This is a genomic window from Sphingomonas zeae, assembly GCF_014197135.1.
In the GTDB taxonomy this organism is placed as follows: Bacteria; Pseudomonadota; Alphaproteobacteria; order Sphingomonadales; family Sphingomonadaceae; genus Sphingomonas; species Sphingomonas zeae.
The window spans coordinates 331585-342850 of record NZ_JACIFA010000003.1 but is presented as its reverse complement, the minus strand read 5'-3'; the positions used below and the strand labels follow the sequence as shown (position 1 = coordinate 342850).

General features: G+C 64.2%; 10 protein-coding genes. 8 read left to right on the top strand and 2 right to left on the bottom strand.

Features of this window, described 5'->3' with window-relative positions; all coding sequences use genetic code 11:
* Window positions 1–121 precede the first annotated feature (121 nt).
* The gene (locus GGR45_RS06960) at window positions 122–1192 is read right to left on the bottom strand and encodes an alpha/beta hydrolase (protein ID WP_175312065.1); all 1071 of its coding nucleotides are present in this window, start codon (window positions 1190–1192) and stop codon (window positions 122–124) included.
* Window positions 1193–1525: 333 nt separating this feature from the next.
* Between GGR45_RS06960 and GGR45_RS06955 the strand changes: the two genes are divergently transcribed.
* From GGR45_RS06955 to xylA, 3 genes are read left to right on the top strand one after another with little or no spacing between them, the layout of a single operon-like run.
* Complete coding sequence (locus GGR45_RS06955) at window positions 1526–2665, top strand: glycoside hydrolase family 43 protein (RefSeq protein ID WP_175312066.1); 1140 nt, start codon at window positions 1526–1528, stop codon at window positions 2663–2665.
* An 8-nt stretch (window positions 2666–2673) separates the two neighbouring features.
* Window positions 2674–4122 (top strand): xylulokinase, encoded by a 1449-nt coding sequence (gene xylB / locus GGR45_RS06950; protein ID WP_175312067.1) that lies wholly within the window; start codon window positions 2674–2676, stop codon window positions 4120–4122.
* The gene (xylA, locus tag GGR45_RS06945) at window positions 4123–5445 is read left to right on the top strand and encodes a xylose isomerase (protein ID WP_175312068.1); all 1323 of its coding nucleotides are present in this window, start codon (window positions 4123–4125) and stop codon (window positions 5443–5445) included.
* 129 nt (window positions 5446–5574) lie between these two features.
* On the opposite strand, the gene GGR45_RS06940 is transcribed toward xylA, so the two are convergent.
* Entirely contained in the window at window positions 5575–6765 is a 1191-nt protein-coding gene (locus GGR45_RS06940) for an amino acid aminotransferase (protein ID WP_175312069.1), read from the bottom strand.
* A gap of 532 nt (window positions 6766–7297) precedes the next feature.
* Between GGR45_RS06940 and GGR45_RS06935 the strand changes: the two genes are divergently transcribed.
* The 5 genes from GGR45_RS06935 (at window position 7298) to GGR45_RS06915 (ending at window position 11223) form a co-directional block, all read left to right on the top strand.
* Window positions 7298–8017 (top strand): Crp/Fnr family transcriptional regulator, encoded by a 720-nt coding sequence (locus GGR45_RS06935; protein WP_285138784.1) that lies wholly within the window; start codon window positions 7298–7300, stop codon window positions 8015–8017.
* A 107-nt stretch (window positions 8018–8124) separates the two neighbouring features.
* Entirely contained in the window at window positions 8125–8715 is a 591-nt protein-coding gene (locus GGR45_RS06930) for an SRPBCC family protein (RefSeq protein ID WP_175312070.1), read from the top strand.
* The gene (locus GGR45_RS06925) at window positions 8712–9887 is read left to right on the top strand and encodes a zinc-dependent alcohol dehydrogenase (RefSeq protein ID WP_175312071.1); all 1176 of its coding nucleotides are present in this window, start codon (window positions 8712–8714) and stop codon (window positions 9885–9887) included. Before GGR45_RS06930 ends, GGR45_RS06925 begins: the two co-directional genes overlap by 4 nt.
* Before the next feature lie 11 nt (window positions 9888–9898).
* The gene (locus GGR45_RS06920) at window positions 9899–10681 is read left to right on the top strand and encodes an SDR family NAD(P)-dependent oxidoreductase (protein ID WP_175312072.1); all 783 of its coding nucleotides are present in this window, start codon (window positions 9899–9901) and stop codon (window positions 10679–10681) included.
* 23 nt (window positions 10682–10704) lie between these two features.
* Entirely contained in the window at window positions 10705–11223 is a 519-nt protein-coding gene (locus GGR45_RS06915) for a YciE/YciF ferroxidase family protein (RefSeq protein ID WP_175312073.1), read from the top strand.
* Window positions 11224–11266 lie beyond the last annotated feature (43 nt).

Genomic DNA, 11266 nt, shown 5'->3' with positions numbered 1-11266 from the left:
ACGGGGGTGGGGGACCATGCGTAGCATGGTGGAGGGGGCTTACCACAAAGGACGTGCTCTGCGGCCCGGCCCCTCCATCAAGGCTTTGCCCTGCCACCTCCCCGTGCGGGGAGGCTTTTGGTCACTTCGTCGCCAGCGCCCGCCCGAAAAACGGCAGTACCTGCTCCTGAAAGCGGACCCCGATCCGGTTGACGTGATCGCCTTCGTAAATCTCGAACTTGTGGGCAATGCCATAGCGGTCGAACGCCTCGTGCAACCCTTGCGCATCGCCCTTCAGCCCGTCCTGCGATCCGACGTCGAGCCCGATTGCGCGGTAGCTGCGCAAGGGCGTGACATATTGATCGACGAAGGCCAGCGGCGTGTTGGCCAGCCACTTGGCGACGATATCGTCGCGCACCTTGCCGTCCTTCACCGGCAGGTCAAGATAGAGCGGCGGGTTCTTCGGGTTGGGCGACCAGGCAGCGGACGCGGCCAGCATCGCGCGCTGGCCCCAGTTCAGCTTGACGGACTCGGCGGGCGAGGCGAGGCCGGTCAGCAACTTCTCGTCGGTGCCTTCGGGCCGCGCCATCGTACGCGGCGACAGGCAGCAGGGGCTCATCATATAGATCGCGCCGTACATATCAGCGTGCTTCATGCCGATGCGCGCGGTGCCATATCCGCCCATCGAATGACCGGCGAGGCCACGGGCTTCGCGGCGGGGGATGGTGCGATAGCGGGCGTCGATCGCGGCGATCAGGTCGTGACTGATGAACCGCTCGAAATCGCCCACCGTCTGCGACGAGGAATACATTGATCCGTTGTGCATCGTCTTGCTGTCGGGGAAGACCAGGATCATCGGCGGCACGCCGCGTGCAAAGGCGCCTTCGACCGAGGCGGGGACGTGAATTTCCTTTGTCCATTGGTCCGCGCCGATCGAATAGCCGTGCAGCGCATAGACGACCGGATAGCGACGCGTCCGGTTCCTGGCATAGTCGGGCGGCAGGACGACGATGACGTCGCGGTCGGCGCTGTTGCCCTCCAGATTGCCCTCGATCGCGGCGGAATGGACCTTGATCCGCTCGACGGTGACGGGCTTTGCGCCGGGTACGATGGTCGGAGATTGGGTGGCCATCTGGGCGGAAGCGGCCGCAATCGGCAGCAGCACGACGCCAGCGGCGAACAGCCAGCGGGTGGACGATAAGCGAAGGGCCATGCGGGTGATCCTCTGTCCTGAATGCGTGCCGACATAGGAGTGTCGGTCTTCTTTAGGGCAACCCGCGATAGGGGGCGGGGCCGGGTATCGTTACCAACTATCTGGGGCAGATGTTGTCAAGCGTGGGATTCCCTCCGCCTTTGATGTCGCTCCGGCGGAACGGTGCGGTGTATAATGCCGCTCACACCAAACTCCGGTCAGCCTGAGCGAAGTTGAAGGCGACGCGACCAATTGTCCCATCGCAAAACGCCGAACCGGCCTTGCATCCCGCATCCTGATAGCGCTATCGTCTGACCAAAGCTCCGAAGATGGAGCGCTTGGAGAGGAAAAGCGATGAAGCGCTTGATGATGGCCAGTCTGGTGCTGGGTCTCGGCACCGCGGCCTGCGGAACGCAGCATACGGCCGACAATGCCGTGGCGGAAAACACGGCGACGGCGTCGAACGATACCAACCCGACCGCGCCGGACGGCCGTCATTACCTGTCGCAGCCGCTGGTGCGCGAAATCTTTACCGCCGATCCTTCCGCGCATGTCTGGAACGATGGCAAGCTTTATATCTACCCCAGCCATGACGTGCCGACCGACACGCCCAATGACGATCTGGGTAACCAGTACGCCATGCGCGACTACCGCGTGCTGCGCATGGACGAGCCGGGCGGCAAGGTCACGGTCGGTCCCGTCGCGCTCGACGTGAAGGACGTGCCCTGGGCCTCGCAGCAGATGTGGGCGCCCGATGCCGCCTATAAGGACGGCACCTATTATCTCTATTTCCCGGCGCGGGATAAGAGCAAGGACAGGAACGGCTTAGGCGCGTTCCGCATCGGCGTCGCGACCTCGAAGAACCCGATGGGGCCGTTCAAGGCGGAGCCGGAGGCGATCCCCGGCAGCTTCTCGATGGACCCGGCGGTGTTCCAGGACGCGGACGGCACCGCTTACATGTATTTCGGCGGCATCTGGGGCGGCCAGCTTCAGCGCTGGAAGGACGGTAAGTACGATCCGAACGGCAGCGACACCGATCTGAAGCAGGACGGCCAGCTCGCCATTTCCGGCAAGATCGCCAAGATGAATCCGGACATGAAGACCTTCGCGGAAACCCCGCGCGACGTCGTGATCCTCGACGAAAAGGGCAAGCCGGTCCTGGGCGGCGACCATGACAAGCGCTTCTTCGAGGCATCCTGGGTCTTCAAGCGCGACGGCAAATATTATTACACCTATTCGACCGGCGACACGCATTTCCTGAACTATGCGATCGGCACCAGCCCCTACGGCCCCTTCACCTACAAGGGCCACATCCTGAAGCCGGTGCAGGGCTGGACCACCCATCACTCGATCGTCGAGTGGAAGGGCAAGTGGTGGCTTTTCTACGCCGACACCCAATTGTCGGATAAGAACCATCTGCGTAACGTCAAGATGACCGAGTTGAAGTTCAACCCGGACGGGACGATCCCGACCATCGACCCGTTCGTGAAGTAAGGACGACGATGTTCCTTGGCATTGATATTGGTACGTCGGGCGTAAAGGCCGTCGTTCTGGACGAACATGGCGCCGTGGTAGGGCAGGGGACGGCGGCGCTGACCGTGCAGCGTTCCCACCCGCTCTGGTCCGAACAGGACCCGGAGGCCTGGTGGCAGGCGACGACCGCCGCCGTCCGCGCGATCGACCCGGCGGTCCGCCGGGCGGTGCGCGGCATCGGTCTCGCCGGGCAGATGCATGGCGCGACCCTGCTGGGCGCGGACGACCAGGTGCTGCGTCCCGGCATTCTCTGGAATGACGGCCGCAGCCATGCCGAGTGCGCGGAGTTGGAGGCCAAGGCCCCCGACCTTCACCGGATCGCGGGCAATCTGGCGATGCCGGGCTTTACCGCGCCTAAGCTGCTATGGGTCGCGCATCACGAGCCGGAAACGTTTGCCAAGATCCGCACCGTGCTGCTGCCCAAGGATTATGTCCGGCTGCGGATGACCGGCGAGAAGGCGTCGGACGTGTCGGATGCGGCGGGTACGCTCTGGCTGGACGTCGAGCGTCGCGAATGGAGCGACGACATCCTCGCCGCCACCGGCCTGACCCGCGCGCAGATGCCGCGGGCGGTGGAGGGCACGGCGCAGACCGGCCGTCTCCGCGCCGAGGTGGCCGAGGCCTGGGGTATCGACCAGGTGCCCGTCGCGGGCGGTGGTGGCGACAATGCCGCCGGAGCCGCTGGCGTGGGCGTGGTCAAGGACGGCGACGCGTTGCTATCGCTGGGCACGTCGGGCGTGATCTTCGCTGCGACGAAGGAGTTTCGGCCTAATCCGGCGGGGGCGGTTCACGCCTTCTGCCACTGTCTGCCCGGCGTCTGGCACCAGATGTCGGTGCATCTGTCGGCCGCCGCCTGTATCGACTGGGTCGCGCGACTGACCGGCACGCCGGGCGCCGCCGAGTTGTTCGCGCGCGCCGAAAGCGTCGGCCCGGCAAGCGGCCCCGAAATCTTCCTGCCGTATCTGTCGGGTGAGCGGACGCCGCATAACGATGCGGAGGTGCGCGGCGCCTTCCTAGGGCTGGACCACGACACGAGCCCCGAGCGGTTGGCGCAGGCGGTGCTGGAGGGCGTCGCCTTTGCGCTCGCCGATGGCCTGTCGGTACTGCGCGACGCCGGGACCGAGCTGTCGCAGCTGTCGGTCATCGGCGGCGGTGCACGTTCGTCCTATTGGGGCCAGACGCTGGCCGCCGCGCTGAATGTCGAGCTCGTCTATCTGAAGGGCGGCGAGGTCGGCCCCGCGCTGGGCGCGGCGCGGCTGGCTCAGCTGGCGGTCGATGGCGGCTCGCCGGAGGAGGTCTGCGCACCGCCGCCGATCAGCCACACCATCGCCCCCGACGCCGCGCTCGCCGAGCGTTTCGCCCCCAAGATCGCGCGCTTCCGCGACAGCTATTCCCGTATCACTCCGAGGAACCGTTAAATGGCTACCGACTTTTTCGCCGACATCCCGACGATCCGTTACGAGGGGCCGGACAGCGAGAACGAACTCGCCTACCGCTTCTACGATAAGAACCGCGTCGTGCTGGGCAAGACGATGGAGGAGCATCTCCGCTTCGCCGCCTGCTTCTGGCACACCTTCTGCTGGCCGGGTTCGGACGTGTTCGGCGGCGGTACCTTCAACCGCCCGTGGCACGCGGGCGCCAACGACAGCGCGTCCGCCGCGCAGAAGCGTGAAGTGGCGTTCGACTTCTTCTCGAAGCTCGACATCCCCTATTATTGCTTCCACGACGTCGACGTGATGGCCGATGCGCAGGGCGTCGCCGAGCATCGCCGTTACTTCGCCGAAGCGGTCGATCACCTCGAAAAGCTCCAGGCCTCGTCGGGCCGCAAGCTGCTCTGGGGCACCGCCAACCTGTTCAGCCATCCGCGCTTCGCTGCCGGTGGCGCGACCAACCCGGACCCAGAAGTCTATGCCTTCGGCGCGATGCAGGTCCGCGACGCGCTGGAAGCCACGCATCGTCTGGGCGGCGCCAACTATGTGCTGTGGGGCGGTCGCGAGGGTTACGAGACGCTGCTCAACACCAACATGAAGCGCGAGCTGGACAATCTGGGCCGCTTCCTGTCGCTGGTCGTCGAGCACAAGCACAAGATCGGTTTCAACGGCACCATCCTGATCGAGCCGAAGCCGCACGAGCCGACCAAGCACCAGTATGACTTCGACACGGCCACCGTGTACGGCTTCCTCAAGGCTTACGGGCTCGAGAACGAGGTGAAGGTCAATATCGAGGCGAACCACGCCACGCTGGCGGGCCATACCTTCGAGCATGAGATCGCGACGGCGGGCGCGCTGGGCATCTTTGGTTCGATCGACGCCAATCGCGGCGATCACCAGAATGGCTGGGATACGGACCAGTTCCCCAATTCGGTCGAGGAGCTGACGCTGGCGGTGCTGGAGATTATCCGGGCGGGCGGCTTCACCACCGGCGGCTTCAACTTCGACGCGAAGGTTCGCCGTCAGTCGATGGATGCGGTCGACCTGTTCCACGGCCATGTCGGCGGGATCGACGTGGTGGCCAAGGGCCTGCTCAACGCCGCGGCGCTGATCGAGGATGGTCGCCTCGATGCGATCAAGTCGGAACGTTATGCCGGTTGGGACGGTGCGTTCGGCCAGCAGATCGGCGGGCTCGACCTGGCCGGGATCGCCGACCTTGCCGAGCAGAAGGCGATCGATCCCAAGCCCCGTTCGGGCCGTCAGGAGCGGATCGAGAACATCGTCAACCGCATCGTCCACTCGGGCAAATAAGGCGGGGCGGGCCGGGATTTCCGGCCTTGCTTCACACATCGAAAGGGGCGCATCCGGCCATTCGGATGCGCCCCTTTTTGTTGGCCAACGGAACCCCACCGTCCAAGCCGAACGATGGGGAACGTCCGATCAAACCACCGCGTTCGCCACCATATCCCGCAAAGCGTCATGGAAGGTTGCGATCGCCGCCAGGTTGAACCCGGCGATGTTGATCCGCCCCGACCCGGCCATGTAGATCGCATGACGATCGCGCAACCATTCCACCTGCGCAGGCGATAGGGGCAGGGTGGCGAACATGCCCTTGCCATGCGCCACCGCGCCCAGATCGATCGCCCCGATCCGACCCCCGGCTGCCAGTGCGGCACGCAGGCTTTCCAGCCGCCGCCGCATCGTCTCCAACTCGTCGCGCCATTGCGCGGTCAGGGCTTCGTCTTCCAGGATGATGCGGACGATCGCCGCGCCGTGATCCGGCGGCATCGACCAGTTGGCTCGCGCCAGGCCCAGCAGGTTGGAAAAGACCGTCGCGCCGCTGTCCCGGTCGGGCGTGATGGCAAAGAGTGCGCCGGTCCGCTCGCGATAGAGGCCGAAGTTCTTGTCGCAGGAATAGGCAAGCAGCGCTTCGGGCACGGTCGACAGGATCGTCCGCGCGCCGGCGGCATCCTCGTCGAAGCCGTCCCCCAGCCCTTGATAGGCCAGGTCGACGACGGGCAGCAGGCCACGCTCGGCAATATGGGACGCGATGACGCTCCAACCAGCCGCGTTGGGATCGATGCCGATCGGATTGTGGCAGCATCCATGCAGCAGCACGGCGTCTCCGGAATCTGCCGCATTCAGCCCGGTCAGGAAGCCGTCGAGGTCGAAGGTCTGGGTTCCCAGATCGAAACAGGGGATCATGGCCGGTTCCACCCCCGCCTGCCGGAACAGCGGCGCATGGTTCGCCCAGCTCGGGCTGCCGATCCAGATTCTCGCGACGCCAGCGCGCGCCATTAGCTCGGCGGCGAGGCGCAATGCGCCGGTACCGCCCGGTGTCTGAAGTCCCACGACCCGATCGGACGCAACCGCATCGCCCACCACCAGCTTGGCCAGCGCCCGGACGAAGCCGGTGTCCCCTTCCGGACCGAGATAGGATTTGCTCGACTGTTCGGACAGCAGCCGTGTCTCGGCAGCCTTGACCGCCGTCATCACGGGCGTGCGCCCTTCCTCGTCGCGAAACACGCCTACGCCCAAATCGATCTTCCGAGCGCGCGGGTCGGCGGCATGTTGGCCAATGATCCGCAACAGGGGATCGTCGGGTTGGCGGGTTAGGGTGGCGAAACGCATGGAAAGGCCTCTTGGAAGGAAAGGCGCGCACCATAGGGTTTCAGGCCCGAAAGGGAATGACGGATAGCCACGATTCGCGTCGCTGGCGGTCGGGCATCCAAAGTTTTGCGTGAGAAAACGTCTGAACGACCGCACGGATCGGCCGCGCGATACCGCCTATTTTACACGTTTTGACGTATTTTATAGCTTAACTCACGAAAAAGGCAGGATATTGATGTGCATTATGGAGCCTGACGAACGGTTGTTCGTAGAGTTTTGACACGGAAATGTTTCGCGGTGCCCAGTCCGTTCACCACGACCGTGGTGGTGAATTGACGTGGTGACTCGGCGTCGGTTCGACCTGGTCGAGTCCCTCTCGCTATTACCCCGGTGGCGTTCGTCGCGTCATCGCCCCCGCCGCACGCTTAATTTCGGTCGGCGGCAAGATGAGGACATTTGTGATGAATCTATCGCGATCCCTGCTCCGCTGCGTATTCCGACCCTGCCGGCCTGCCCCTGAGCGGTCTGCGCGCCTCTCGGCGGAGGGCAAACCGTGAGTATCTCGCTTGCCCGCAGCGCCCGGCCGATCCCTCCTGCACGCCACCGCCTGTCCCGACTGGCGCCCCTCGACAATGCCGCAATCGCGGCGCTCAACGAAGCAATAGGTCGGCCTCAGTTGTTCCGGCCGCGTCGCGACCTGATGGTCGAAGGACGCGACATTGCCGGCCCGCATCTGATCCTGTCGGGCTGGGCGGCGCGCGTCCGCATTCTCCTTGATGGACGGCGGCAATTCCTCAACTTCCTGCTGCCGGGCGATATCGTCGGCCTCTATCATCACCAGCGGCCCGTCGCCCCGACGAGCATTATCACGCTGACCGAGGTGACGACGTGCGTACCGCCTGACCTGGGCGCGTTGCCCGCGCTCGACGAAGCCTATGCTATCTCCCACGCGCTGGACGAGGCCTATCTGCTGGCGCAGATCGCGCGGCTGGGTCGGATGAACGCGATGGAGCGGATCGGCGACCTGATGCTCGAGTTGCACGAGCGGCTCGAACTCAGCGAACTGACCCATGGCCGAAGCTTCGACCTGCCGATCACGCAGGAGACGCTGGCGGATGCGCTCGGGCTGACCGCGGTGCATGTGAACCGCATGTTGCAGGCGGCGCGACGCGGGGGCGACCTGATATGGTCGTCGCGCTCGATGACCATTCCCGATCCGCAGGCTCTGGCCCGAAAGGTCGGGCGTGCATCGATCCGGGTGACGGCAGGCTGACCGCCAGGCGTTGTTGATATGTATCAGGATATTGGAAAAACATGAGAAAATAAGGAACATCCGGCCTCATCCAACGCTGTCCGGGCAAGGAATGAGGAGAGAGGCTTATGCCGGACATCGCCGACAGACCCTATGACGACGCGCCTGTGTCGACTTCCAAGGACAAGGACGCCGCCGTCAGGATCGCCACCGCCGAGGCGGTAGAGGATCGCGGGAACAGCTTTGCCGGATGGGCGGTGACGATCAGCCGCCCATCCGCCGAGCTTTACACCTGGTGGCGCGACTTTTCGAACCTTGCCAGCGTGATGGAGAATGTCGAGCGCATCGATGTTCTCGATGACACACGCTCGCATTGGGTAGTCAAGGCACCTGGCGGCACGACGGTCGAATGGGACGCGATCGTCACCGAGGAGCGTGAGGGTGAGCTCATCGCCTGGGCCTCGGCGGAAGGCGCCGATATCGCCAATTCGGGACGCGTGGCCTTTCGCGATGCAGGCGCGCGCGGCACCGTCGTCACGGCCACCATCCTCTACGATCCACCCGCGGGCGTGATCGGCAAGCTGGTCGCCAAGCTCTTTCAGCGCGAGCCCAATATCCAGGTCCGTCGCGACCTCGCGCGCTTCAAGCAGCTGATGGAAACCGGCGAGGTCGCGACCAACGCGATGAACCGTAAGCAGTTCGAGGAGCAGGACGCATGAAGGCGCTGACCTGGCACGGGAAGCATGACGTCCGCATCGACAATGTCGACGACCCCGAAATCGTCAATCCGCGCGACGCGATCATCAAGGTGACGGCGACCGCGATCTGCGGCTCCGACCTTCATCTCTACGACGGTTATATCCCGACGATGCAGTCGGGCGATATCCTCGGCCATGAGTTCATGGGCGAGGTGGTCGAGACGGGATCGGCCTCGACGCTGAAAAAAGGCCAGAAGGTGGTGGTGCCGTTCACCATTGCCTGCGGCTCCTGCTATCATTGCGGCAAGCATCAATATTCGGGATGCGAAAACGGCAATCCCGCCGACAATCAGGATATCGCGCGCGAGCTGTACGGCCATCCGATGTCCGCGCTGTTCGGCTATAGCCATATGACCGGCGGCTATGCCGGCGGGCAGGCGGAATATGTCCGTGTGCCGTTCAGCGACACCGGCCCGATCGTCATCCCCGACGGCGTCGATGACGAGAAGGTGCTGTTCCTCTCGGACATCCTGCCCACCGGCTGGATGGCGGCGGAGAATGCCGAGATCGAGCCGGGTGATACGGTCGCGGTCTGGGGATGTGGCCCGGTGGGGCTGTTCGCGGTCCAGTCGGCCTTCCTGATGGGCGCCGAGCGGGTCATCGCCATCGACCATTTCCCGCATCGGCTCGAACTCGCGCGCAAGTTCGGCGCGGAGACGATCAACTTCGAGCAGACCGCAACCTATGATGCGCTGATGCAGATGACCGGCGGGATCGGCCCCGATGCGGTGATCGATTCGGTCGGTCTGGAGGCGCATGGGTTGTTCGTCGATAACGCCATCGATCAGATCAAGGCGTCGACCTTCCTGGGCACCGATCGCATTCACGCCATCCGCCAGGCGATCATCGCCTGCCGCAAGGGTGGCCGGGTATCGATGCCTGCCGTCTATGGTGGTTTCGTCGACAAATTCCCCCTCGGCGCGGTGATGCAGAAGGGGCTGACGCTCAAGACCGGGCAGACGCATGTCCAGCATTACCTGCCGGGCCTGCTCGACGCGATCATGGAGGGGAAGATCGATACGACCTTCCTCATCTCGCACCGCCTGCCGCTGGAACAGGCGCCTGAAGGGTATCGCATGTTCCACGACAAGCAGAATGAAGTGACCAAGATCGTGCTGAAGCCCGGTCAATAAGGAGCCACGCCATGGCAGGAAAATTCGCAATCGTGACCGGGGCCTCGACGGGCATCGGCTATCATCTGGCCGCCTGTGCAGCACGAGAAGGATATGATGTTCTGATCGTCGCCGACGAACCGGCCATTCATAGCGCTGCGACCAAGCTGGCCGCCGAGGGTGCTCAAGTGCAGGCGGTGGAGGCGGACCTGTCGACGCTGAAGGGTGTGGATACGCTTCTGGCTGCCGCCGATGGCCGGACGATCGACGTGCTCTGCGCCAATGCAGGCAACAGCAAGGGCGGACCTTTTCTCGACCAATCGCTTTCTGATTGGCGGCGCTCGGTCGATACCAATGTGACGGGCACCGTCTATCTGCTCCAGCGGGTGCTTTCGGCGATGGTCCGGCACGGCGAGGGCAAGGTCCTGGTGACGGGTTCGATCGTCGGCTTCATTCCCGGGCCGTTCAACGCCATCTACAATGCGACCAAGGCGTTCATCGACAATTTCACGGAGGCGCTGCGCAATGAACTGAAGGAGCAGAAGGGCGTCACCCTGACAACCCTGATGCCGGGTCCGACCGAGACCGAGTTCTTCGCCCGCGCCGACATGCTCGATACCAATGTCGGCCAAAGCAAGAAGGACGATCCTGCGGGGGTGGCGCGTAAGGGCTGGGACGCGATGAAGGCGGGCGAGGGGCATATTACGACCGGCCTGAAGAACAAGCTGCAAGTCGCGGGCTCCGGCGTCGTTCCGCAATCGGTCCTGGCCGAGGCGCACCGCAAGATCGCCGAGCCTGGCTCGGCGAACCGCTGACCCCCTATAAAAGGAGACGGATCATGGGCCTGTTTACCAAGGACATTTCGACGCTGAACGACCTGTTCGTCCATCAGCTTCAGGACATTTACTACGCCGAGCATCAGATCACCAAGGCGCTGCCCAAGATGATCGACAAGGCGACCGACCCGCAGTTGAAGGCCGGATTCGAGCAGCATCTGCGGGAAACCGAAGGACAGATCCGGCGGCTGGAACAGGTGTTCGAGATGCATGGCGAGACGCCCAAGGCGGTCACCTGCCCTGCAATCGACGGCATCATTAAGGAAGCCAATGAAGTGGCAGGCGAAGTTGCCGACAAGCGCGTGCTCGACGCTGCCCTGATCGCGGCGGCGCAGGCGGTCGAGCATTATGAGATCGCCCGCTACGGCACCCTCGTCTCCTGGGCGCGCCAGCTCGGGCGCAGCGACTGCGCCGCGATTCTCGATGAGACGCTGGCCGAGGAAAAGGCGACTGACGAAAAGCTCACCGGGATGGCCGAAGGCGGTGCGAATGCGGCGGCGGAGGCTGCCCAACCCGCCTGAGGTCGCGGGCACCGTGGTTGGTTACCCTTCCCCGGCGACGGTG